17 protein-coding genes are annotated in these 23228 nt (G+C 63.8%); 7 read left to right on the top strand and 10 right to left on the bottom strand.

Annotation, left to right across the window (positions count from 1 at the left end; translation table 11 throughout):
* Positions 1-91: 91 nt before the first annotated feature.
* Complete coding sequence (locus AC0L2P_RS13450) at positions 92-379, bottom strand: DUF3175 domain-containing protein (protein ID WP_473501723.1); 288 nt, start codon at positions 377-379, stop codon at positions 92-94.
* A 173-nt stretch (positions 380-552) separates the two neighbouring features.
* Here AC0L2P_RS13450 and AC0L2P_RS13445 point away from each other — a divergent pair, with 173 nt between their 5' ends.
* The 7 genes from AC0L2P_RS13445 to AC0L2P_RS13415 all read left to right on the top strand — a co-directional run bounded on the left by AC0L2P_RS13445 (position 553) and on the right by AC0L2P_RS13415 (position 8511).
* Positions 553-1785, top strand: coding sequence for an MFS transporter (locus tag AC0L2P_RS13445; RefSeq protein WP_473501721.1), 1233 nt, complete (start codon positions 553-555; stop codon positions 1783-1785).
* Positions 1786-1928: 143 nt separating this feature from the next.
* On the top strand, positions 1929-2957 hold the full coding sequence (gene gntR / locus AC0L2P_RS13440) for an HTH-type transcriptional regulator GntR (RefSeq protein ID WP_473501720.1): 1029 nt from the start codon (positions 1929-1931) through the stop codon (positions 2955-2957).
* Positions 2958-3253: 296 nt separating this feature from the next.
* On the top strand, positions 3254-4378 hold the full coding sequence (locus AC0L2P_RS13435) for a sugar ABC transporter substrate-binding protein (RefSeq protein WP_473501719.1): 1125 nt from the start codon (positions 3254-3256) through the stop codon (positions 4376-4378).
* An 80-nt stretch (positions 4379-4458) separates the two neighbouring features.
* A complete protein-coding gene (locus tag AC0L2P_RS13430) occupies positions 4459-6000 on the top strand; it encodes a sugar ABC transporter ATP-binding protein (RefSeq protein ID WP_473501718.1) in 1542 nt (513 codons plus the stop codon).
* Entirely contained in the window at positions 5997-6977 is a 981-nt protein-coding gene (locus tag AC0L2P_RS13425; RefSeq protein WP_023721232.1) for an ABC transporter permease, read from the top strand. Before AC0L2P_RS13430 ends, AC0L2P_RS13425 begins: the two co-directional genes overlap by 4 nt.
* Complete coding sequence (locus AC0L2P_RS13420; RefSeq protein WP_473501716.1) at positions 6974-7960, top strand: ABC transporter permease; 987 nt, start codon at positions 6974-6976, stop codon at positions 7958-7960. Before AC0L2P_RS13425 ends, AC0L2P_RS13420 begins: the two co-directional genes overlap by 4 nt.
* 71 nt (positions 7961-8031) lie before the next feature.
* Positions 8032-8511: a gluconokinase gene (locus tag AC0L2P_RS13415; RefSeq protein WP_473501805.1), complete on the top strand. Its 480-nt coding sequence runs from the start codon at positions 8032-8034 to the stop codon at positions 8509-8511.
* On the opposite strand, the gene AC0L2P_RS13410 is transcribed toward AC0L2P_RS13415, so the two are convergent.
* The 9 genes from AC0L2P_RS13410 to AC0L2P_RS13370 form a co-directional block, all read right to left on the bottom strand.
* Positions 8508-8957 carry an RrF2 family transcriptional regulator gene (locus AC0L2P_RS13410; RefSeq protein ID WP_136622569.1) on the bottom strand — a complete coding sequence of 150 codons (450 nt, stop codon included), beginning with the start codon at positions 8955-8957 and terminating at the stop codon, positions 8508-8510. The two genes, AC0L2P_RS13415 and AC0L2P_RS13410, sit on opposite strands and share 4 nt — an antisense overlap.
* A gap of 253 nt (positions 8958-9210) precedes the next feature.
* Positions 9211-10197, bottom strand: a complete 987-nt coding sequence (locus AC0L2P_RS13405) for a sulfate ABC transporter substrate-binding protein (protein ID WP_473501715.1) — start codon at positions 10195-10197, stop codon at positions 9211-9213.
* Positions 10198-10382: 185 nt separating this feature from the next.
* The gene (locus tag AC0L2P_RS13400) at positions 10383-11423 is read right to left on the bottom strand and encodes a sulfate/molybdate ABC transporter ATP-binding protein (protein ID WP_473501713.1); all 1041 of its coding nucleotides are present in this window, start codon (positions 11421-11423) and stop codon (positions 10383-10385) included.
* A gap of 74 nt (positions 11424-11497) precedes the next feature.
* On the bottom strand, positions 11498-12382 hold the full coding sequence (cysW, locus tag AC0L2P_RS13395; protein WP_473501712.1) for a sulfate ABC transporter permease subunit CysW: 885 nt from the start codon (positions 12380-12382) through the stop codon (positions 11498-11500).
* The gene (gene cysT, locus AC0L2P_RS13390; RefSeq protein ID WP_352665961.1) at positions 12375-13226 is read right to left on the bottom strand and encodes a sulfate ABC transporter permease subunit CysT; all 852 of its coding nucleotides are present in this window, start codon (positions 13224-13226) and stop codon (positions 12375-12377) included. Before cysT ends, cysW begins: the two co-directional genes overlap by 8 nt.
* Positions 13227-13244: 18 nt before the next feature.
* Entirely contained in the window at positions 13245-14273 is a 1029-nt protein-coding gene (locus AC0L2P_RS13385; protein WP_473501711.1) for a sulfate ABC transporter substrate-binding protein, read from the bottom strand.
* Positions 14274-14491: 218 nt separating this feature from the next.
* Complete coding sequence (locus AC0L2P_RS13380) at positions 14492-15220, bottom strand: M15 family metallopeptidase (protein WP_473501710.1); 729 nt, start codon at positions 15218-15220, stop codon at positions 14492-14494.
* Positions 15221-15247: 27 nt separating this feature from the next.
* Entirely contained in the window at positions 15248-17338 is a 2091-nt protein-coding gene (pbpC, locus tag AC0L2P_RS13375; protein ID WP_473501709.1) for a penicillin-binding protein 1C, read from the bottom strand.
* A gap of 213 nt (positions 17339-17551) precedes the next feature.
* Positions 17552-23032, bottom strand: coding sequence for an alpha-2-macroglobulin family protein (locus tag AC0L2P_RS13370; RefSeq protein WP_473501708.1), 5481 nt, complete (start codon positions 23030-23032; stop codon positions 17552-17554).
* Between the last annotated feature and the right edge of the window lie 196 nt (positions 23033-23228).

The raw sequence follows: 23228 nt of genomic DNA, 5'->3' as shown, positions 1-23228 counted from the left end.
ACAAGCCGAGCCTGCAGACTGGCGACAAAGAGGCCCTGTCACTAGGTCCAGTTCAGCCGAATTTGGCGGAACCAATCAACGGCAACCGATTCTAGTCTTCCTTTTGGCGGCCAAGAAGGACACGCAATTCATCTTTGGCATCCTCCAGCACTTTCTTCTGCGCCGCCGGCAGGTTCTTGCCGGCGCGGTTGATGTAGAAATTCAGCATCGACATGGCGGATTGAAACGGCCCCGCCTTGCGCCGATCGCTTTGCTCGGCCGACCGCTTCAGCGAGGCGGCGATTTTCCTTGGATCGTGGGATTCGAAGATGTGTTCCTCGAGGTCCAGCGCGTCGCTATGCTCAGTCACGTCGGCGGACCATTTCCGTTGCGCGGTCATGGCAAACTCCTTCCTAGGTCGTTGCCGGCAAAACGCCTTATGGCGCACCCTGTTCCCACTTCGGCCCGAATCCCTGGAGCCACGGATTTGCCTGTCGTGGCGCTGCTCGGGGAGGCGAATGCGCCGATAGTGGTCAGAACCGCCGATCTAAGAACCGCGGACAGGAAACGCTCTTGACCCCAATCGTCTCAAGCCAGGCAGGAAGTTCCGGCATCGACAGTGCCTATGCCTGGATACGTCTCGGCATCTCGATGCTGCTGGCAACGATCGGCGGGGTCGGCATGTGGGCGGTGGTCGTGGTGCTGCCCGCCGTGCAGGCCGAGTTCGGCACCGATCGTGCCGCTGCCTCGATGCCCTACACCGCGACCATGGTCGGCTTTGCCGCCGGCAATGTGCTGTTCGGCCGCGCCATCGACCGCATGGGGTATTGGATCCCGGCGCTGATTGCCGCGATTACACTTGGCGCCGGCTTCCTGCTGGCCTCGCTGACGAGTTCGATCCTGCAGTTCACCCTCGTCCAGGGCCTGTTGATCGGCGTCGGCTCGTCGGCGATTTTCGGGCCGCTGATCGCCGACATCTCGCACTGGTTCAACCGGCGCCGCGGCGTCGCGGTGACGGCTGCCGCGTCCGGCAACTATCTCGCCGGAGCGATCTGGCCGACGGCGATGCCCTATGTCATGCAGACGCAAGGCTGGCGCTTCACCTATGCCGCGATCGGTGTCGTCTGCCTGTTCACCATGGTGCCATTGATCCTGCTGCTCCGGCGCGGCGCACCGCCCCAGGCAGCTCCGGGATCGCCGGGCAGCCGCGTGGTCCGGCCGATCTCGTTATCGCCGGCGGCCTTGCAGGCGCTGCTCATCGTCGCCGGGCTCGGCTGCTGCGTGGCGATGTCGATGCCGCAAGTCCATATCGTCGCCTACTGCATGGATCTCGGCTACGGCGTGGCGCATGGCGCCGATATGCTGTCGATCATGCTGGCGGCGGGCGTCGTCAGCCGGCTTGGCTCGGGTTTCCTTGCCGATCACATCGGCGGCGTGAAAACCCTGCTGATCGGCTCGGTGCTGCAATGCCTGTCGCTGTTGTTCTATATCCCGTTCGACGGGCTTGCCTCGCTTTATGTCGTCTCGCTGGTCTTCGGCCTGTCGCAGGGCGGCATCGTGCCCTGTTATGCGATCATCGTGCGCGAATATATGCCGGCCAAGGAGGCTGGCCAGCGCGTCGGCATCGTTATGATGGCGACCATTTTCGGCATGGCTATCGGCGGCTGGATGTCGGGCTGGATCTACGATTTGACCGGTTCCTATGCCGCCGCGTTCCTCAACGGCATTGCCTGGAACCTGCTGAACATTTTGGCCATGGTGCTGCTGCTGTGGAAGGCCCGGCGCAGCGCTGCTGTGACGGCCTGAAGCACGGCGGTACGGGTACAGTCTCGCCGGCCGTCGCTTGACAATAGCCGAAGCCTGCGCGACGCCAGACAAGGTGTGGCAATGGGCGAGGTTGGCAAGGCAGCAGTGGCAAAGACGCTGAACATCGTCTCGGAACCAATGCGGTGATCAAGCCGCGCTCGCGCCGCGGCGGCGGCCGCCCGACCATCGCCGACGTCGCCCGCAAGGCCGGTGTCGGCGCCATTACGGTATCGCGCGCCTTGCGTGAGCCGGGACGTGTCTCGGAAGATCTGCGCCGCCAGATCGCGTCCGCCGTGAACGAGCTCGGCTATGTGCCCGATCCGAATGCGCGGGCGCTGGCTTCGGCGCGCGCCGAGGTGTTTGGCGTCCTGGTGCCGTCGCTTACCAACAACGTCTTTGCCGAAGTGGTGCGCGGCATCTACGACAGCCTGTCGGGCGGCCCTTTCCGCATCCAGCTCGGCAACACTCACTATTCCGGCCTCGAGGAAGAGCGGCTGCTGCAGGTGTTTGGCCCGCAACGCCCGGCGGCGCTGATCGTGGCCGGCATCGACCAGACGCCGGCGTCGCGAAAACTGCTGGAAACGGCAGGCTGTCCGGTGGTGCAGGTGATGGAGACCGGGCCCGATCCGGTCGACATGATGGTCGGTTTCTCACATTTCGAGGGCGGCAAGGCGGCTGCGGAACATCTGATCGAGGCAGGCTATCGCCGGATCGGCTTCATCGGCGCGCGCATGGATCCGCGTTCGCAGCGGCGGCTTGCCGGCTATCGCGCGGCGATGGAGGCGGCCGGCCTGTTCGATCCGAGGCTCACCACCACGACGCCGGTGCCCTCCAGCGTCACCCTCGGCCGCGAATTGTTCCGCGACGCGCTGGCCAAGGTGCCAAGCCTTGACGGCGTGTTCTGCAATAATGACGATATCGCCCTTGGCGTGCTGTTTGAATGCCATCGCGCTTCGATCGCCGTGCCGAAGACGATCGGCATCGTCGGCTTCAACGATCTCGACATGATGGAAGTGGCGTTTCCGTCGGTCACCAGCGTTCGGACCTATCGCTACGAGATCGGCCGGCGGGCTGTCGCCATGGCGCTTGCGGCTATCGAGGGCAACAGGCCGGAACAGCGCGTCGTCGATCTCGGCTTCGAACTCAAGCGACGTGAGAGCACGGCGCGCTGAAGCGAACTTCCACGCAATGGCGCTTTACACTACGTCATGGTAGCGCTACCAGTTATCGCCGGGCGGTACGTCGCCCCGAAGATGCGAGGCTGTTTATTATACATAAGCGACAGCTCACGCTTGTTTATTATGTATAATATGATAGTTTTTGCGGGATTAGCCGGGCAACAAAGGAGGGGATCGGGTCGGCATTCGGCCACCTGAACGCGCAACGGGTACGGCGGGAGGTGCCGGACCGGAAACGCGCAAATTCATCGGCGTAACAACAAACAAAACTGCAACTGGGAGGAATATCGATGATCAAGTCACTCGTTGGCGGTATCGTTGCCGCCACTGCTTTCGTCATGCTGAGCTCGTCGGCGATCGCCGACCCTGAAATCGTCAAGGGGCCATCGGCCGAGCCTGAGTGCTTCGCGCCCTGGTCGGCCGATACGCAGTTCTTCAAGTTCCCTAAAAAAGACGGCCCCTATCGCATCGCTCTGGCCAACGGCTACATCGCCAACACGTGGCGCATCCAGATGGTGCAGACGGCGAAGGCCTATGCAGCGCAGCCGGAAGTCGCGGCCAAGCTCAAGGAATTCAAGGTGGTCTCGACCGGCGAGGACGTGCCGGCCCAGATTTCGGCAATCAACAATTTCATCGATTCCGGCTATGACGCGATTGTCGTCAACGCGCAGAACCCGACCGCATTCGGCCCTGTCATCAAGCGGGCCAAGGAGGCAGGCGTCGTGCTGGTCGCCTTCGACAACATCCTCGACACCAAGGATGCCATCAACGTCAATGTCGACCAGAAAGGCCTTGGCGAATTGTGGGGCAACTGGCTGGTCAAGCACATACCAAACGGCGGCAAGATCCTGGAAGTCCGCGGCGTAGCCGGTACGTCCGTCGACACCGACCGTCACAACGGCATCCACGAGGTTCTCGACGCGTCGGGCAAGAAGTGGGATGTCACCGAGGTCGTCGGCAAATGGGATGACGGCGTTGCGCAAAAGGCTTCGGCCGACGCCATTGCCACCAATGGTCCCTTCGACGGCGTTACCGGGCAGGGCGGCGATACCGGCATCGTGCAGGCGATGATCGATGCCAAGCATCCGTTCGTGCCGTTCGGCGGCGAGACGGAGAATGGCTTCCGCAAATTCTGCGCCAAGTTCGCCGCTGACGGCCTGAAATGTTCGTCGGCGGGCACCGGCCCGGCTCAGGTCGCGGTTGCCATCAAGACGGCGATTGCAGCACTTGAAGGCCAGGTCGTGCCGCAAGCGGTCAAGCTGCCGCTGGCGATCGTCGAGGATCCGAACTTCAAGCCAGGTCAGGATTTCTTCCCCGACCAATCCGACAATTTCTTCGTCGGCAATTCCTTCCCGACCTGCGGCATCAATTTCACGGCGCAGGAAATCATGGGCCAGAGCAAGGAAAACCAGTAAACTCCAACAGTCCGACGCCGCGGGAAATCCTGCGGCGTCGGCGCTCGACATCCTGATTGCCAAGCGCCTGGGGAGGGCCGATGGACGGTGCGGTTCCGCTCTTCCGGATGGAAGGCATATCCAAGCGTTATGGCGGCGTGCGAGCGCTGGAGAAGGCCGAACTGTCGGTCACTCCAGGCAGCATCCACGCCATTCTCGGCGAGAACGGCGCCGGCAAATCGACGCTGATCAAGGTCATGGCGGGGGTCGTCGCGCCCGACGAGGGCCGTATGATGCTGGACGGAAGCGAAGTGACCTTCGCTTCGCCGGCCGCTGCCAACCAGGCCGGCATCGTCTGCATCTTCCAGGAACTGTCGCTCGTCCCCGAACTCAGCGTGGCCGACAACATCGCCATTTCCGATCCGCCCAAGCGTTTCGGCATGATCGACCGCAAGGCGCAGCGCCGCATCGCCCAACAAGCCCTGGCTCGCGCCGGCGCCTCCGATATCCATCCGCTGGCGCTGGTGAAGGATCTTCCTCTTTCGAGAAGGCAGATGGTCGAGATTGCCAAGGCACTGGCGCGCAAGCCACGCATCCTGATCCTCGACGAGGCGACCTCGGCGCTGACCGCGGCTGACGTCGCCAGGGTTTTTGCCGTGTTGAAGCGGTTGCGTTCGGAGGGGCTGGCGCTGCTCTATATATCGCACCGCATGAACGAGATCGCCGAACTGGCCGACCATTGCACGGTGTTCCGCAATGGCCGCAATGTCGCCAGCTACGCGGCCGGCACCAAGAGCGACAACGAGGTCGTCGAACTGATGATCGGGCGCGAGTACAGCCACATCTTTCCGCCTAAGCCTGCGCGGGCGGCGGCTGCAGTCACGCCGGTTCTGGAGGCGCGCAGCCTGTCCTGGACGGATCGGCTGCACGATGTCTCGCTGTCGGTCGGGGCGGGAGAGGTGGTCGGGCTTGGCGGCCTCGACGGCCAAGGCCAGCGCGAATTGCTGCTCGCCTTCTTCGGTGTGCTGCGCGGCCTGTCAGGCCAGATCCTGATCGACGGCAGACCGGTGGCGATCGCCAGCCCGGCCGCCGCGCGCGATGACCGGATCGGCATGGCGCTGATCCCGGAGGACCGCAAGACCGAAGGGTTGATGCTGCCGATGACGGTGCGCGAAAACCTCTCCTTCGCCGCCCTCGACCGGCTGTCCAGGGCCGGCATCATCGATCGCGTCGCCGAGCAGCAACTGATCGACGACATGGTCGGTCTTCTTGCGATAAAGACCGCCGGGCTTGACATTCCGGTCGGCGCGCTGTCCGGCGGTAACCAGCAGAAGGTCGTCATCGCCAAATGGCTGATGCGGCAGCCGCGCATCATCCTGCTTAACGATCCGACACGCGGCATCGATGTCGGCACCAAGCAGGAGCTCTACCAGTTGATGCGCAAGCTTGCCGACCAGGGCGCGGCGATCCTGTTTTATTCGACCGACTATGACGAGCTGATCGGCTGCTGCGACCGGGTGCTGGTGCTCTATGACGGGGCGGTGAAGCGTGAACTGGTCGGCGCCGAAATCACCGAGCGGGCGCTGATCGCCAGCGCGCTCAACATTCACGAAGAGATGCCAAAGCAAGGAGCGGACGCGTGAAGGATTGGCGCTACTGGCTTGCCGAACAGCGCGGAACGCTGCTGGCGTTCGGCATCTTCGTCGTCATGTTCGTCATCTACACCTCGAACCATCCGGCGGGCTTCACCGCGAACGTCGTACAGACGGCTTCGAACAAGGGCGTGCTGCTCGCCTTCGTCGCCATGGCGCAGACGCTGGTGGTGATCACCGCCGGCATCGATCTTTCGGTCGGCATGATCTTCACGCTGACCAACTGCCTGGCGTCGTGGCTGGTCGTCGGCACCGGCATCGAGACCGCCTTTGGTGTCATCGCCGTGCTCGGCACCGGGCTGCTGTGCGGGGCAATCAACGGCGCCATCGTCATCTATGGACGCCTGCAGCCGATCGTCGCCACCATCGCCACCGGCGCGGTCTATTTCGGTATCGCGCTGCTGCTGCGGCCGTTTCCGGGCGGCTCGGTCAATGAGGGGCTCGCCGACGCGCTGACAGGGCGCCTGTTTGGTATCGTGCCGGCGAGCCTGGTGGCGCTGGTGGCGGTCGTGCTTGTCGTTTGGGTGCCGTTCAGCCGGTCGGTGCTCGGCCGCGCCGCTTATGCAGCCGGTTCCTCGGAGATGGCGGCCTACATGTCCGGCGTGCCGATCCGGCGTGGAAAGTTCGCCGCCTATGCGCTTGCCGGGCTGCTTGCCGCGATCGGCGGGCTGTTCCTGACGTTCTTCACCTATACCGGCGATGCGGCCTATGCGAGCGGCAACGCCTATACGCTGTTTTCGATCGCCGCGGTCGTGCTTGGCGGCGTGTCGCTGTTCGGCGGCAAGGGCAGCGCCATCGGCGCGATCTTCGGCGCGCTTGCCTTCCGCACTATCGGCGACCTGCTGTTCGTCTTCGATTTCGATCCGCTCTGGCAGCCCCTGTTCCAGGGCGTGATCCTGCTGATCGCGGTCAGCCTCGGCGCCTTCGCCCTGTTTCGGGTCCGCAACCGGCTGGAGTGGTTCCTGTGAGCGAAACGACTGTAAGTGGTCTCGCCGGCCGCATGCCGAAATTCCTTCGCCGCGCCGACCCGGCGGTGCTGACGGCGTTCGCTTGTATCGTGCTGCTGCTGTTGCTCGGCAGCCTCTATTCGCGCAGCTTCCTGTCGCCTGAATACCTGTTGCAGCAGCTCAAGGTGGCATCCTTTCTCGGCGTCATCGCCACCGGCATGATGCTGGTCATCCTGCTCGGCCAGATCGACCTTTCGGTGCCATGGTCGGTGGCGGTCGGCGCCATGATGGCTTGTGCCGCGGCCGCATACGGCCCTGTCGGCGTGGCGCTTGCCATTCCGTTCGGCATCTTCTGCGGAGTCCTGATCGGCATCGTCAACGGCATTGGCGTCGCTTATCTGCGCATTCCCTCGATGATCATCACACTCGCCACCAACGCCGTCGCGCAGGGACTGATGGTGGTCTATACGGGCGGTTTCTCGCCGCAGGATTCGGCAACCGGTGCGATGCGCTATCTGGCGACCGGCTTTGCCGTTCCTGGCGTGCCCAACGCCGTCCTCATCTGGGCGCTGATCGGCGCAGCAACGGTCTTCGTGCTGACCCGCACCGGCTTCGGCCGCACCGTCTACGGGATCGGCAATCGCGAGCGTGCCGCCTATCTTTCCGGCATTGATACAAGGCGCGTGGTGATGATCGCCTTTGCGGTTTCGGGTGGGCTCTCGGCCTTCGGCGGCGTGCTGTTGGCCGGCTATGCCTCCAAGGCGGCACAGTCGATGGGCGATGCCTATCTGCTGCCGTCGATCGCCGCCGTGGTGCTCGGCGGCACCTCGATCCTCGGTGGGCGCGGCTCCTATCTCGGCACCGTCGCCGGCGTGATCCTGATCACGCTTTTGCAATCCATTCTCTCGGTCATGCAGATGCCGGAGGCGGGACGGCAGATCATCTACGGCGTCGTTATCGTTGCCATGCTGCTGCTCTATGGCCGGGCGCCGGCAAGCCGCTGACCTGCATGACCGGGAAAGACGTGGCATATAGACCGGCGAGCACTGTTCGAACGAAACCCGCCATCGTGGTGATGGGCGTCGCCGGCTGCGGCAAGTCGGTCGTAGGCGAAGCGCTTGCAGCGGCATTGGGCGCGCTCTTTATCGAAGGCGACAGGCTTCACCCCCCCGAAAACGTCGCGCGCATGGCGAGCGGGCAGCCGCTCACCGACGCGCTGCGCGAGGGTTGGCTCGACGCGATCGGCCAGCGCATGGCCGCATCGGCAGCAAGCGGGCAAGGTGTGGTCGCCGCCTGCTCGGCGCTGAAGCGCAGCTATCGCGATCGCCTGCGCGGCTTCTGCCCGGATATCGTTTTCGTCTATTTGGACATCGACCCGGCAACGGCAAAACAGCGCGTCGGAAGTCGCAAGGGTCATTTCATGCCGGCAAGCCTGGTCGACAGCCAGTTCGCCACGCTCGAGGCGCCAGCGGCGGACGAGGCGGCGATAACCTTGGATGGCACGCGGCCGGTCGCCGACATCGTTGCGACCGCCTTGAGCCTGCTCGCGCGCTAGATTTGCGACGTCAGTTCGACCGGGAAATCGTCATTGTCGGCGTCGCGCATGGCGGCGAGGCTGCGGTTGTCGAGCACCTCGGCGATCGCCTGCCGCACCTCCAGCATCATGTGGCGGACCTGGCAGGTCGCCTCGTCGCAATCGTCGCACCGCTGGTATTGCGTGCGGCTGGCGCAGGGGATCGGCGCCAGCGGCCCGTCGAGGACGCGCACGACATGGCCGATCTTGATCTCGGAAGCCGGCCGGGCAAGGCGGTAACCGCCTTCCTTGCCCTTGCGGCTCTGGACGAAGCCGGCGTTGCGCAACTCGCCCAGGATGGCATCCAAAAATTTCTTCGGGATGTTGTTGGCGACCGCAATGTCGTTGACGAATGCGAGCTGGCCGACCGGCAGACCCGACAGATGCACGAGGGCCTTGAGGCCGTATTTGCCTTTTTTGGTAAGCATGCCCGAACCAACCCATGAAGCCCCAACCAACCGCATCTGGCGGCTGTTTGTGTGCAAATAATGACGGTTTGGCCATGTGACGCCGTTCGCGCAGACAGACCGCCCGACGACATATTGCGTGCAAACGCGTTGATTCTTCGTAACGTTTTGGACGGCGGGCGGTCCGCAACGTGCGGAAGCCGCGTTTTCGTCGGGCAAATGAAGAAAAAGCCGGCAAGCGCCGGCGTTCAATCAGTTCGCGAGGTTGGCGACGTCAGCGGCTGCCATAAGTCTGGTCGAGCAGGCCGCCCGCAGCAAAATGCTCGGCCTGGACCTTGGCCCAGCCGCCGAAGACGTCCTCCACGGTCAGCAGGCGGACATCGGGAAACTCAGCCTTGTATTTGGCGGCGACCGCCGGGTCGCGGGCCCGCAGGCCGTTGCGGGCGGCGATGTCCTGACCCTCCGGCGTATAGAGAAAGTCGAGATAGGTCTTGGCGAGATCGCGTGTGCCGTGCTCGTCGGCGACCGTGTCGACGATCGCCACGGGAAACTCCGCCAACAGGCTGACCGAAGGCGTCACCTGCTCGAATTTGTCCTCGCCATACTCCTTGCGGACGCCGCGCGTTTCCGACTCGAAGGTGATCAGCACGTCGCCGATCTCGCGCTGTACGAAGGTGGTTGTCGCGGCGCGCCCGCCGCTGTCGAAGACCGGCACGTTGTTGAACAGCTTTGTCACAAACTCCTTCACCTTGGCATCGTCGCCCTTGAAAGCTTCCTTGGCGTAGGCAGTGGCCGCGAGATAGGTGTAACGCGCATTGCCCGACGTTTTCGGATTGGGGAAGATCACCTGAACGTCGTCGCGTACGAGATCGTTCCAATCCTTGATGTTCTTCGGATTGCCGGCGCGCACCAGGAAGGACGGCAGCGAATAGAAAGGCGAGGCGTTGTCCGGAAAATCCTTCTGCCAGTCGGCGGAGATGAGACCCTTCTTGACCAGGAAGTCGACGTCGATGACCTGGTTGAAGGTGACCACGTCGGCGCCGAGGCCTTCGGCAATGGCGCGTGCCTGCGCAGACGTCCCGGCATGCGACTGATCGATGGTGACACCGGGGTGGCCGGCGACGAACGCCTTGTTGACCTGCGCAAACAGTTCGCGGCCAACATCGTAAGAGGCGTTCAGCAATTTGTCGGCCGACCAGGCTTGGGAGGATGCGAGGAACAGGCCGGCCAACGTAGCGACGCCAAGCAAAAATCGCTTCATGTAAACAGGCTCCCTGAAACACCGTTGTCCAACGTCCAAGATAATAGGGCATCAGGTCCACAGGACGAGGTATGCTGCCGGGTCTCCAAAACGGCTATGGGAAAAACCACCGTCAAAACAGCCGGTTGGTGGGATTTTCTTCCAAGATAGAGTCTTTCCGGCGTGTTTTGGCCGTGTCGACATCTCTACGCGGCCGGAAAAAGCTTCCAGCGCCGCGGCCGAAAAGCCACTCGACTTTTCTGCGCCGCCGGATGGTCGACGGGCAATTCGATTTCGACCCGTTGGCGTTCGCCGCCGATTTCGAGCTCGACCCGCCTGGTGCCGGCGACGCGGCGGCTGGCGGCGACCGTGCCGGCTATGCAGCCGTTGCATTCTTCCACCAGATCGACGTCGTGCGGGCGAAAAAACAGCGTCGCTTCGCCTTGCGATGCGTGCGGCGCGGAAAGCCCGATCGGCCGGTCGGCGATCCAGACTTGGCCGTCCTCGACCTTGACGGGAAGCGAGCTCGATTCGCCGATGAAGCCGTAGACGAAGGGCGAGTTCGGCGTGTCGTAGATCTCGTCAGCGGTGCCGACCTGCTCGATGCGGCCCTGGCTCATCACCACGACGCGGTCGGCAAGTTCCAGCGCCTCTTCCTGGTCATGGGTGACGAAGACCGTGGTGTGGCCGGTGGCGTCGTGGATTTCGCGCAGCCAGCGGCGCAGTTCGCGGCGCACCTGGGCATCGAGCGCGCCGAACGGCTCGTCGAGCAAAAGCACGGCCGGTTCGATCGCCATGGCGCGGGCCAGTGCCACGCGCTGGCGCTGGCCGCCCGAAAGCTGCGCCGGATAGCGTTTTTCCAGACCGGAAAGCTGAACGAGGTTGAGGAGTTCCGAGGCGCGTCGGCGGATTTCCTTCGCCGACGGGCGTGACGGCCCGTGCCGGACCTTGAGTCCGAAGCCGATATTGTCGGCGACCGTCATATGGCGAAACAGCGCGTAGTGCTGGAAAACGAAGCCGACATTGCGCTCCTGGATCGACTTTTGCGAGGCATCCTCTTCGCCGAAGAAGATCTTTCCGCGGGTCGGCCGCTCCAAGCCGGCAATCAGCCTGAGCAGCGTCGTCTTGCCGGAACCGGAAGGTCCCAGCAGGGCGATCAGTTCTCCCGACTTGATGTCGAGCGAAACGTCGTGGAGGGCCGGAAACCGCTCAAACTCCTTGCGCACGTTGGCAACGCGAACTTCCATGCAAACCCCTTTTGTAGTTGATGCATGTCGTTATCCCAAAAACCGGTTCCCACTTTTGGGCGACATGCATTTTGTCAGTGTCCGCGCGTCGCGGCGATCTCGGCGCCGTAGCGCATCTCGAGAAGTGTTTTCAAGACCAGCGTGACGAGCGCCAGGCCGGCAAGCAGCGAAGCGACGGCAAAGGCGGCGGCGGCATTGTACTCGTTATAAAGGATTTCGACATGCAGCGGCATGGTGTTGGTCAGCCCGCGTATGTGGCCCGACACCACCGAGACCGCGCCGAACTCGCCCATGGCGCGGGCATTGCACAACAGAACGCCGTAGAGCAATCCCCATTTGACGTTGGGCAACGTCACGTACCAGAACGCCTGCCAGCCATTGGCTCCAAGCGACAGGGCTGCCTCCTCGTCGCCGTTGCCCTGTTCTTGCATCAGCGGAATCAATTCGCGGGCCACGAAGGGGAAGGTGACGAAAATGGTGGCCAGTACGATGCCCGGCACGGCAAACAGGATGACGATGCCATGCGCCTTGAGCCAGGCGCCGAGCAGGCCTTGCGCGCCGAACAAAAGCACGTAGACAAGCCCCGAAATGACCGGCGAGACGGAAAAGGGCAGGTCGATCAGCGTGGTCAGGAACGCCTTGCCCTTGAATTCGAACTTGGCGATCGCCCAGGCGGCGGAAATGCCGAAGACGACGTTGAGCGGCACCGAGATCCCAGCGACCAGAAGCGTCAGGCGGATCGCCGAGCGCGTGTCCGGTTCCGACAGCGCCTGCGTGTAAGCCTCGATGCCTTTGGCGAAAGCTTCCTTGAAGACGATGATCAGCGGCAGGAGCAGGAAAATGCCGAGGAAGGCAAAGGTCACGATCATCAGCACGGCTCTCGCCGTGCGGCTTTCGGTCACAGCTGGCGACTGGCTTTCGTGGTGCGGCGCGTAGGATTTGATCTCCGGGTCAGCCATAGCGCTTGCGGCTCCAGGTCTGCACCAGGTTGATGACCAGCAGCATGACGAAGGACAGCGCCAGCATGATCGCCGCGATCGCGGTCGCCGCAGCGTAATTGTATTCCTCCAGCCGGATGACGATCAGAAGTGGCGCGATCTCGGATTTGAAGGGCAGGTTGCCGGCGATGAAGATGACGGAACCGTACTCCCCGACACCGCGCGCGAAGGCCAGCGCGAAACCGGTGACGATGGCCGGCGCCAGTCCGGGTAGCAGAACGCGGCTGATGATCTGAAAGCGATTGGCGCCGAGTGTGGCGGCCACTTCCTCTACCTCCTTGTCGATCTCCTCCATGATCGGCTGCACGGTGCGCACGACGAAGGGCAGACCGATGAAGACCAGCGCGATGACGATGCCGAGCGGCGTGTAGGCGACCTTGATGCCGAGCGGCGTCAGCAGGCTTCCGATCCAGCCGTTCGGTGCGTAAAGCGTGGTCAGCGCGATGCCGGCCACCGCCGTCGGCAGCGCGAAGGGCAGGTCGACCATGGCATCGACGATGCGGCGGCCGGGAAAGCTGTAGCGCACCAGCACCCAGGCGACGATCGTGCCGAAGACGACGTTGACGGCGGCGGCAATGAAAGCGGTGCCGAAGCTGATTTCAAGCGCGTTGATGGTGCGGCGGTCGGTGACGATCGCCCAGAAGTCGGTCCAGCCGAGCGCCGCCGAGCGCCAGATCAGTCCGGACAGGGGAATGAGGATGATGAGGGTGAGGTAGGCAAGCGAGAAGCCGAGCGTCAATCCGAAACCCGGAATGACGCTCGGCTGTCTGAACCGCCACCCCGCCTTGGCGGGTGCTGTGGTCATGTCGTCCTGATCTAGATGCTACTGGGCCGGCTTATAGATCTGGTCGAATATACCACCATCGCCGAAATGATAAGGCTGTGCCTTCTTCCAGCCGCCAAAAAGCGGGTCGTCGATGGTGATCAGCTTGATCTCAGGCAGCTTGGCCAGGTCCTCCGCCGGCACCAGGTCGGGCTTCGAAGGGCGATAATGGTTCTTGGCGATGATCGTCTGGCCTTCCTTGGAATAGAGGTAGCTCAGATAGGCTTCGGCAACTTTGCGCGTGCCTTTGGCGTCGACATTGGCGTCGACCACGGCGACTGGCGGCTCGGCCAGGATCGAGGTCGGCGGGTAGACGATATCGAAATTGTCGGCGCCGAACTCGTCGAGCGCCAGATAGGCCTCGTTTTCCCAGGCGAGCAGCACGTCGCCCAGCCCCTTTTGCGCGAAGGTCACGGTGGCGCCGCGCGCACCGGTGTCGAGAACCGGGACATGCGCATAGAGATTGCCGACGAATTCCTTGGTCTTGGCCTCGTCGCCGCCGTCCTTGGCGCTGGCATAGGCCCAGGCGGCGAGATAGTTCCAGCGCGCGCCACCGGAGGTCTTGGGATTCGGCGTGATCACCTGGACGTCTTCCTTGACCAGATCGCCCCAGTCATGGATGCCTTTCGGGTTTCCCTTGCGGACTAGAAAGATAATAGTCGAGGTGTAGGGCGCCGAATTGTTTTCGAATTTCGTCCGCCAGTCGGGATTGATCTTCTTCGTTTTCGAGACAATGGCGTTGATATCGCCTTCGAGCGCCAGCGTCACCACGTCGGCGTCGAGCCCGTCGATCACGGCGCGCGCCTGGGCGCCGGATCCGCCATGCGACTGCTGGACGGTGACCGTCTCGCCTGTCTCGGCCTTCCAGTGGGCAATGAAGGCCTCGTCGAACTGCTTGTAGAGCTCTCGCGTCGGGTCATAGGACACGTTGAGAATGGTGGCGTCGGCAAACGCGAAACCGAGCGTGCCGAACTGGACAGATGTGGCGACCAGTGCGCCGAGCAGTTTCCTGAAATGAGGTTTGGTCATTTCCGCCTCCGTTGAACTCGCGCCAAATCTACCGAATTGATAGAATTTAGATGCATTCAATGTTGCCTTTTTTGGCTCATTGAAGCAATTTTTCGCCTGCTTTCGGCGATGCGAGGAACTATTTTCCCCGCACGGACCATGATCGCGCTCCCGACGCGATTAACTAGAGACGGCCAGCTCTTCGGCAATGGCTGCTTCGCGTCCGAAGGTTCGGCTGGCTATTCGGCGGTAACGGGAAAGTTGAAGCGCTCTCTTGGAAACGGCTCGTTTTCCAGCGTGAAGTGCCACCATTCGCGCGCGTAATTCTTGAAGCCGCTGGCGCGCATCGCCTCGACAAGTTTTTTGCGATTAGCCGCCGCTTCACTGGCGATCGGTCGGTGAGCCGTTTCGCTCGCCGGATCGAAACAGTCGAAACCCGTGCCGAAATCGAGCGTGTCGGCATCGGTCGCGCCGCAGGCCGGTTTCGGAGCGCTCTTGCGATCGGCCTGCTTGTGGTCGATCCGGGCGATCGCGACATCGACCGTCGATCCGCGCGAATGGGTGGACAGTTCGCCGATATAGCCCTTGGCGATGAGATCCTTGCGCTTGACCTTCGGGTACCATTGCGGGTCCGGTGGTCCGCCCGTTTTGGTCCATTCACCCATGTCGATGACAGCCCGTGCAGGGCGGTAGCAGTCGAACACGACAAGCGTCAGCCCTTCGGCGGCAATCGCTTGCTGCACTGCCGAAAGTGCTTGCGCCGCTTGCCTGGTGAGCACGCATCCCGGCGCATCGTAACCGCTTACCTTGCGATGCAGGAAGTTTTCGAGGCTGGCATAGCGGATATCCTGCCGGATACTGGGGTCGATGTCGGCCAGCCGAACAAAGCCGGCGGGGAGGGCGTCAGCAGAGGCCGAGGAAATACCGGCGGCCGAAAGCAAGGCGTAAAACCCAATCCGCTGAATCACCTGCCGGAAACTATTCAAGGGAAACTTTCACTCGACAAAAACCTTCACACTGGCCGCGCGCCCCGCCGCGTCGATTACGGTCAGGGTGGAATAACCGGCGCCGTCCGGCTGCCAGGTCGCGGTGCGCCGCCGGTCGATGCCGACCAGCGGCTTGCCGTTGGCCAGCCAGCGGAACGGTGCGCGGCCGCCTTGCAGCTTGAGCACCAGCGGCGAGGCGTCGGCCGAGGAAGTGCGGAGATCGACACGGGCGCCGTCAGGCGGAAAGACGATGGTTGGTGCAGGTTCGGTCGGCGCCGCCTGCACCAGCCCATCGGTGCCGGCGCCGAAGCGCGTCAGTGTCACCGGCAATTCCTCGCGCTTTGGCCGGCGGACGCCGGACGGTTGGCTTGGCAGCGGCACGGCGGCCAGGCTGGAACGGACAAAGCCTTCGAACAGGATGGGCGCGGCCGAGACATAGCCGGACAGGCCGGGCACCGCGCCGGCATCGGGGCGGCCCACCCAGACGCCGAGGACGTAGCGGCCGTCGAAGCCGACCGACCAGGCGTCGCGATAGCCGTAGGAGGTGCCGGTCTTGTAGGCGATGCCGCGCTGGGCAGCACCCTGCGGCGGCTTGACGCCCGACAGGATGTCGGTGATCTGCCAATTCGCCTGCCCGTCGAGGATGGTGGTGGTCGAGCGTTCGGCATTCGCCGGCTCGGTGCCGTCATGCAGCGTGTGTGCCTTGCCGCCATTGGCAAGCCCCGTATAGAGCTGAACCAGGTCGCGCAGCGTCACCCCGACGCCACCGAGGCCGATTGCCAGGCCAGGCGCTTCGTTGACGGGCAGTATCGGCATCACGCCTGCCTGGCGAAAGCGCGCCATCAGCCGGGCCGGGCCGACCGCGTCGAGCACGCGGATCGCCGGCACGTTGAGCGACAATTGCAGCGCCTGCCTGATGCTGACATCGCCCTGATAGCCCATGTCGAAGTTCTTGGGCCGGTAACCGGAGAAATCGGCCGGGCTGTCCTCGATCAGCATCTCCTGCGCCACCAGGCCTTGCTCGAAGGCGAGGCCGTAGATGAACGGCTTCAGCGTCGAGCCAGGCGAGCGAACGACTTTGGTCATGTCGATCCAGCCCGAACGGCTGGCATCGAAGAAATCGGCAGAGCCGACCTCGCCAAGAATATCGCCGGTGCGGGCATCGGCCAGCACCATGGCCACCGAGAGGCGAGGGCCGAGCCTGGCGGCGGCATCCTTAGCCACCTGCTCCAGCCCTTCCTGGACACTCTTGCGGATGGTCAGTTGCAGCTTCTGGCCGGCGATGGCCTTGGGCAGCATTGCAAAGGCAGCATGAGCAGCGAGCGCCGGCAAGGTGCGCCGCAGCCCCGACACATCGTCGAGCGCGGCTCGTGCGGCCTCACGTTCGCCGAGCAGGCCTGCCGAGACCATGCGGGTCAGCACGCGGTCGCGGGCCGCATGGGCGATTTCGAGATTGCGGTCGGGGCGCCGCTTTTCCGGCAATTGCGGCAAAGCGACGAGCAGGGCCGCCTCCGAGACCGCCAGCCGTTTCGGCTCCTTGCCGAAATAGGCGAGCGAAGCGGCGCGCACGCCTTCGAGATTGCCGCCATAGGGCGCCAGGGTCAGATAGCGTTCGAGAATCTCGCGCTTGGAAAGGCGCCGTTCGATTTGCAGGGCGCGCAGCATCTGCTTGATCTTCGAGCCGAGGCTGCGGCTGTCGCGTGGTTCGATCAGCCGGGCGAGCTGCATCGATAGCGTCGAACCGCCGGAGACGATATGGCCGCTGGTCGCGAATTGGCCGGCGGCACGCGCCAGTGCCAGCACGTCGACGCCGTCATGATCCCAGAAGCGCTTGTCCTCATAGGTGACCAGCATGTCGAGGAACTGCTTGTCGACCTGGTCCAGGCTGGTGGCGAGCCGCCAGTAGCCGTCCGGCGTGGCGAAGGGGCGCAGCAGCTGGCCGTCACGGTCCTGCACCTCGGTCGAGACCGTCAGCGCAACCGGCAGCGGCGGCGGAAAGGCGCGGTCGAGCTGCCAGAGGGCGGCCGCGGTAATTGCAGCGAGACCGGCGAAGGAAATGCCCGTGATGGCCGCTCGGCGCAGAAATTTTCGGGAGAGCATCGCGCCGCCCCTCATCCGCCTGCCGGCACCTTCTCCCCGTTTAGTGACGGGGAGAAGGGCGCTGTCGTGACCCTTGGTGCCTTTTCTGCGACGTCTAAGGTTGGCGAAAGCTTCGGCGCAAGCCTCTTTCTCCCCGTCTCTATACGGGGAGAAATGCCCGGCAGGGCAATGAGGGGCAGCGCCATCGCCATGTTTCTGTTCGCCATCTTTGCCTTACGGCGCCTTGACTTCCATCATGCCGGTGGCGGTGCGGGCCGAATATTGCGGCCGGTACATGTCCTCGATCGTTGCCGCCGGGTGGGCATAGGTGCCCGGCGTCACCGCGCGCACGACGTAGGCGAGCGTGATGTTGCGGTCGCCGTCGCCGTCGTTCGGATTGAACGCCGCAACGAAACGGTCGTCGCGGAATTCGAGATGGGCGGCATCGGTCTGCGCCAGCCAGGAGAAGTTCGTCAATTGGGCACTGGAGACCAGGCCCGGATTGTCGATCTCGAAGCCGGCCGGCAACAGGTCGGTGATCAGCAGCCGCGAAGGCCAGGTGTTCTGCTCGTAAACCTTGAGCACGACGACGTAGCGTTCGTTCTGCTTGACCTCCGTCACGTTAGCCTCTGTGCCGTCGAGCTTGTAGTAGGTACGGCTGATGGTAAAGCCGTTGCCGCCGGCCGGCAGAGGTTGGATCGGCGAGGCAACAGTGGTGACGACCGCCTGCAGCGGATTCCTGCCGGTATTAACGATGGTCAGCGGACTGTCGGCCAGGTCGCCACCGGCGACCTGGTCCGAATAGCCGCCGGCATGCGGTGCGCCGTTGACGGTCAGCGCGATCGAATCGTTGCCGGCCTTCAGCGCGCGGGCCGCCAGCAGCATCCAGGACTCGTCCTGCGTGCTGGTCCACCTGACGTCGGCGCGTTCCCTGGTCACCAGCTGGATCAGCGCCGGCACGATGGTCGGCACCGGTTTGCTTTCCGCTGCAAGGGCCAGGATCGCCGCGCCGTCACGCAGCGGCGAGCCGTAGTCGGACCGGTAATAGTCATATTCGGGCGTCGACTTGGCCAGTTGCAGCGCGGCCTGGAAGGTTGCCTCCGAGCGCTGCGTGTCACCGTAGAGCGCGAGAGACGCCGCCAATTGGGCGACGGCCATCGGGCTGGTAAAGGCCTCGAGCTGGGTGTCGGCATAATAACGCAGATCGCCAACCGAGGCCTTCTTGTTGCGGGCAAGCACATAGAGCGCATAGGCGATCTCGCTGCCGCGATCCTGGACGTCCTGATCGTAGCCGATCGCGTTCTGCAGATTGCTCAGCGCCTGGTTCATCGCCAGGGCCGGCACGTCGTATTTCTGCTCGCGCGCCCGGGTCAGGAAATCGGTGACATAGGCGTCGAGCCACAGATCGCCGGAACCCGGGCCCCACAGGCCGAAGCTGCCGGCCGAGGCCTGGTAGCTCAGCACCTTGTAGATGGCGTCCTGGACGCGGCCATGCAGATCGGGGTCGCTGGCCATGCCGACGCCGGAAGCCATCTCGTTGACGTAGAGAAGCGGCATGGCGCGGCTGGTGGTCTGTTCGGCGCAACCATAAGGATAGCGGTCGAGCGTCATCAGCAGCGACGGCACGTCGAAGGCAGCCGCCTGCGAAACGCCGACGCTCACCGAAGCGCCATGGAGCAAGCTCGCCGCCAGCAGTTCCTTGTCGACGCGCAGCGCGCCGCCATTGCCCTTGAGGTCGACGACCATACGGGTGGTCACCGGCAATTGCGCCGGGCGCACCGGCACATAGAGCGTCTGCTCGACGGCGGTGCCGTCCGCATGCGCAAGCTTGATGGTGATCGAGGCGTTGCCCGCGGTCCGCGCAATCAACGGCACGGCCAGTGTCTGCCGCTTGCCTTTGGCCAGCGTCAGCTTTTCAGGCAAGGCGGCACTGCCGGTAGACAGGTCGCCCGTCGTGTCGATGCTCAGCTTGTAGTCGCCAGCGGGGCCGTCGGTGTCGGCGACGTCGAGCCGCATGACGGCGGAATCGCCGGGTGCCAGGAAGCGCGGCAGGCCGGCGGTGATTACCACCGGATCACGAACGATGACGTCGGACTGGGCATGGCCGACGGCTTCCTTGGTCCAGGCGACGGCCATCACGCGAACGGTGCCGTTGAACTGCGGAACGTCGAAGTCGATCCGCGCCTTGCCGTCGGCATCGAGCTGGACCGGGCCGGAGAAGAAGGCGACCAGCTTTTCGGTCGGCGGGCTGCCTTGCGACTGCATGTTGGCCCCGTCGCCGCCGGTGCGCAGCTTGCCGGTCGTGCCCAGCGAGCCGTCGATCAGCCGGCCATAGATGTCGCGAACCTCGAGGCCGAGCATGCGCTGCCCGAAAAACCAGTTCTCCGGATCCGGCACCTTATAGTTGGTCAGGTTTAGGATGCCGACGTCGACGGCCGCGACCATGACATAGGCGTTGGTGCCGGGCTGCACGCCGGCAACGGCGACCGGGATCGACAGCTGCTGACGCGGCATGGTCTTGTCCGGCGGCGCCAGGCTGACGGCAAGCTTCCGCGAGCCGGGATCGAGCTTCAGCCATTTGACGCCGATGGCGCGCGCCGGCATGCGTGTCTCTTGCGCATCGCCCGGCCTGAACAGCGTTGCCGTGACGTAGGCGCCGGCACCCCAGTCGTCGCCGACGGGGATATCGACTGTGCTGCCGCCGGCCGGCACGCTGGCGGTGACGGTCTTCAGGAGCTTGTCGGCGCCGATGGTGACGAGCAGCTCGCCGGCAAAGTGCGGCGACACTTTGAGCTTGGCCACTTCACCCGCCGCATAGGTATCCTTGTCGAGGGCGATCTCGAGGCCGTCGGGCGTTTCGGTGGTGGTGGAACTGACATACCAGCCGGCGTCGAACTCGTAGCTGGTGGCCGGGCCTTCCGGATCCGCTGTCTCGATCTCGAGCCGGTAGCGGCCCCAGTCGACTGGCAGCGACACCGTAGCCTCGCCATCGGCGCTCAGGTCGACCTGGCCGTTGGCCACCGCCTTGGTGAAGGTGACCGGCTCATAGTTCCAGGAGTTGCTTGAGCGGTACCACTGGTAGCTGCGCTCGACCTTGACCAGCGACCACTGCGCGCCCTTCAGCGCCTCACGCTTGCCGTCTGGGTCGACAGCGATCAGGCTGAACTTGGCCGTGCCGCCTTGCGGCACCTCGTCGTCGTCGAAATCCGGGCGGATGCCGATCATGTGGCCCTGCGGGCGTATGCCGATATTCAGTGAGCGCTCGACGGCACGGCCGCCGGTTTCACGCATCCTGACCGTGACCTTGGCGTCGACTAGCTTGGTGGTCGACGGCAATTGATCGACGGAAACCGGGAAAATCGCCTTGCCGTCCTCGCCGACCACCGGCAGGCCGGTGAAGGGCGTCACCGTCGGTTCCGCCGACTGTTCGTCGGCGAGACCGAAGGAATAGCCTTTGAAGCGGTCCCAGTCGCGGGCGGTCGACAGCGTCAATTCGCCTTCGAGCGCGAGGCCCGCGGCCGGCGCGCCATAGAGAAAGCGGCCATCGACGGTAATGTTGGCGGTCTCGCCCTGAGCGATCTCCTGCTTGTCCGAGGACAGGTCGAACTCGATGCGATCCGGTACGAAGTCCTCGACCAGGAACATCTGGCTGGCGACCGCCGCCTGCTTGGGATCGGTATGGATCGCCACCGTCCAGGTGCCGCGCATGGCGTTGGGTTCCAGCGGCAGGTCGACGGCGTGACCGCCGGCCGATGCGCCGTCGCTGACGATGCGGCGGTCCTCGACACCGTCGGGCCGCGAGAAGATGAAGGTCAGCGGCAGGTTCTCGACGGCTTTGGCGGCACTGTCGCGGGCAAGAGCCGCGACATGGACGTCTTCGCCGGCGCGGTAGATGCCGCGTTCGGTCCAGGCATAGACGTCGAGCGCGCCAGGCGCCGGCCGTCCGGCGACGCCACGGTCGGAAAGGTCGAAGCCGGCGCGGCCCATATCGAGGAAGACGAAATCGTCGTCGCCCTGTTTGGCCATCAGCACGGCCGGGGCCATGCCGCTGTCGCCGCGCGTCAGGCCGGGATTGAACACCGCACGCCCTTCCGCGTCGGTGGTCGCGGTGCCGAGGATTTCATTGTTCCTGGCCAGCAGTGTCAGCTCGGCGCCGGCGATCGGCTTGGCGATTGCAAGGGAACGGGCAAAGACGTTCAGCCCATCCTGACCGGTATAGGTCGACAGGCCGATGTCGGAGACGACGAACCATTGCGTGGCGTGCGAATCATAGTCGTCGCTGCGATCGTTAACGGCTTGTGCGGTCAGCACATAGACGCCGGGCTTGCGCTTCGGCAACGCCTCGTCGATGGGAAAGGAGGTCGTGACTTCCTTGTTGAGGTCGTTGGCGATGTCGAGCTGGCCTTGCCAGACCGGCTCGCCCATCTGTTCGGAGATGTTCGAAATGTCGTAGCCGTCAAGCTGGCGGAGGAACTGATATCCCGACAGAAGCTGCGCCAGCGAGCGGTCGCCGACGCGGAAGAGCTTCATTTCGGCGGCGTTCATGTTGACGGTGACGACCGGTATGCCGCGGCGTGCGCCGGCGGGCAGCACGAAGCTGTCGCCGGTGAAGCGAGCCGAAGGCGCGCGGTCCTGCACGTAGATCGACAGAACCACCGGTGCCGCGGTGACCTCGCCAATGGCGGCCGGCAGGCCGGCGCGGAAGGTCACGTCATAGTGTTGGCCGTGCTCGAGTCCTTCGACGCAGATCTGCTTGTCCTTGGCTTCGACGCCCTTGGGAGCGGCGTTGTCGACGGTGACGAACTGCGAATAATCGACGCCGGTCTTGACCAGCTCCTCGGAGAACTGGGCGCAGATGCGCGGCGCGCTGGTGTCGGCATCGACGGTATGATCGATGACGCGGAAGCCCTTGCGGGCCTTGAGATCCTGATAGGCGGCCCTGACCGCCGGCGAATTGACCAAAGCGAGGCTCGCCTCGTAGGCCTGCAGGGCCGGCCTGTAGAGGTCGCGGCGATCAAGGCCGTCCCCGAGCAGCGCCAGCACGTCGGCGCGCGTCTTGGTGGTGCGCAGCAATCTGTAGGCGTTGAAGGCGGCGGAAGTGGCGTTCGCCGGCAGGGTCGACGGCTCCGAACTGTTGGCGGTCGGATGGACGGCAAGCGTTTCGCGCGCCAGCTCGAGCCAGAGCTGGCCATCATCAGGCAACACCGAAACCGACGCTTCGTATTTGTGCATGGCCGAACGATGATCGCCGGTTAGCGCCGACTGTTCGGCGGCCGCCCTCAGCGCCGTCAGCCCCTCGGTCGGCTTGGTGTAGGTCGGGCCGGTGAGCTTGTTACGGTATTGCTGGGCCTGGTCGGCCATCCAGTTGGGGAAGAAGGCGAGTTCGGGTGGCGCGCCGATGTCGGGATCGCCATCGATGTTGACGACCTTGCCGCCGACGGCGCCGCCGAAGGGTTTCAACCAATTGTAATCGGATTTAAGGAAGCACCATTTGGCCTTGAGGTTGTAGGTGAAGGCGCGGCAGGCCGGGTCGCCGAGGCAGGTGGTCTTGCACTGGTCGAGGCTGACATTCTGGTCGGATCTGAGATCGAAACCAAAATAGTCGGAATTGTCCGATGTCACCACCCGCCGGGCTTCGGCGGCTTGCGCGACCCCACCCCACGCGAAAAACAGAAGGAAAAGAATCGATAGACCACGAGCCGCACGCATTGCCATAAACCCCTCCAGACAAGTGCTAACGTCCAGACATGTTCAAGCTTCAGTCGCGCTTGTCAACATCAGGACGCGGCAGGAAGCGCCTGCCGACGGATTGCTTTCCGGTCGGTGACCGGTAGTAGCTCCATAGGACAGGGGATCACGCTTTCTTGCGGCGACGCAGAAGGTGTGAGTTCCAAGCCCTGTCTATTTCAGC

This window comes from Mesorhizobium sp. WSM4836, from assembly GCF_055811815.1.
Note: the sequence above shows the minus strand (reverse complement) of the source record. Positions and strands in the feature narration are given on the sequence as shown.

What these genes read in the sequence shown, in the direction of transcription:
- cysT (WP_352665961.1), bottom strand. Translation starts at nt 13,226, where the DNA reads ATGACCACAGCACCCGCCAAGGCGGGGTGGCGGTTCAGACAGCCGAGC.
- AC0L2P_RS13435 (WP_473501719.1), top strand. Translation starts at nt 3,254, where the DNA reads ATGATCAAGTCACTCGTTGGCGGTATCGTTGCCGCCACTGCTTTCGTC.
- AC0L2P_RS13370 (WP_473501708.1), bottom strand. Translation starts at nt 23,032, where the DNA reads ATGGCAATGCGTGCGGCTCGTGGTCTATCGATTCTTTTCCTTCTGTTT.
- AC0L2P_RS13405 (WP_473501715.1), bottom strand. Translation starts at nt 10,197, where the DNA reads ATGAAGCGATTTTTGCTTGGCGTCGCTACGTTGGCCGGCCTGTTCCTC.
- AC0L2P_RS13400 (WP_473501713.1), bottom strand. Translation starts at nt 11,423, where the DNA reads ATGGAAGTTCGCGTTGCCAACGTGCGCAAGGAGTTTGAGCGGTTTCCG.
- pbpC (WP_473501709.1), bottom strand. Translation starts at nt 17,338, where the DNA reads ATGCTCTCCCGAAAATTTCTGCGCCGAGCGGCCATCACGGGCATTTCC.
- AC0L2P_RS13385 (WP_473501711.1), bottom strand. Translation starts at nt 14,273, where the DNA reads ATGACCAAACCTCATTTCAGGAAACTGCTCGGCGCACTGGTCGCCACA.
- AC0L2P_RS13430 (WP_473501718.1), top strand. Translation starts at nt 4,459, where the DNA reads ATGGACGGTGCGGTTCCGCTCTTCCGGATGGAAGGCATATCCAAGCGT.
- AC0L2P_RS13410 (WP_136622569.1), bottom strand. Translation starts at nt 8,957, where the DNA reads ATGCTTACCAAAAAAGGCAAATACGGCCTCAAGGCCCTCGTGCATCTG.
- AC0L2P_RS13450 (WP_473501723.1), bottom strand. Translation starts at nt 379, where the DNA reads ATGACCGCGCAACGGAAATGGTCCGCCGACGTGACTGAGCATAGCGAC.
- cysW (WP_473501712.1), bottom strand. Translation starts at nt 12,382, where the DNA reads ATGGCTGACCCGGAGATCAAATCCTACGCGCCGCACCACGAAAGCCAG.
- AC0L2P_RS13415 (WP_473501805.1), top strand. Translation starts at nt 8,032, where the DNA reads ATGGGCGTCGCCGGCTGCGGCAAGTCGGTCGTAGGCGAAGCGCTTGCA.